This is a genomic window from Porphyromonas uenonis 60-3 (genome assembly GCF_000174775.1).
Lineage (GTDB): Bacteria > Bacteroidota > Bacteroidia > Bacteroidales > Porphyromonadaceae > Porphyromonas > Porphyromonas uenonis_A.
Genome location: NZ_ACLR01000156.1, coordinates 1 through 562, shown reverse-complemented (window position 1 = coordinate 562; position 562 = coordinate 1). Strand labels below are relative to the sequence as shown.

The following is a 562-nucleotide window of genomic DNA, read 5'->3' as shown; positions in this document are numbered from 1 at the left end:
GTCCTCTTCCTGAAAAAAGTACACAGTTGGGGAGGTGTTACTGAGATGGTACTCGGGTTATTTTTGTTATTCCTGTGAGTGTACTCATCTGTTAGTTTTGCTCCTGCTGGGGTACACGACTTGTGGTCGTCTTTACTGCGGAGGTACACAAAGATAGCTCTTTGTTGGGAGTTGGGCGGCATGGGCTCGGAGTTTTGAGGCTCGGAGCTGTTGGTGAATCGTTCTTAGATATCTGGTTCTTAGGCGGTTGTGTGGTTAGAGGGTTGGGGTAATCTGGTATGAGCATCTGCATCGGAGTCTTCTTGTTGAGGGCTCGATGAGGACGCGCTGTGTTATAGAGAGCAATCGTTTGCGAGAGGATCTCCCGAACTTGATCTATGGGCTTATCCTCGAAGTTGTAGAGCCAGTCGTTCTTGATGATTCCGTTAAGTCGCTCAGCCATAGCGTTGTGGAGAGGGTTGCCGGTCTGGGTAACGCTGGTTACGATGCCTAGGCTGGCCTCGTAGTCGGTCATCTGCTTGGAGACGTATTGACAGCCTCGGTCGCTATGGAAGATGAGTCC

At 50.5% G+C, this 562-nt stretch carries 1 protein-coding gene; it reads right to left on the bottom strand.

Going from position 1 to position 562, the window contains the following annotated elements; all coding sequences use genetic code 11:
* Positions 1–91: 91 nt before the first annotated feature.
* On the bottom strand, positions 92–562 hold a 471-nt coding region (locus tag PORUE0001_RS09825), incomplete at its 5' end, for an integrase core domain-containing protein (protein WP_007365403.1).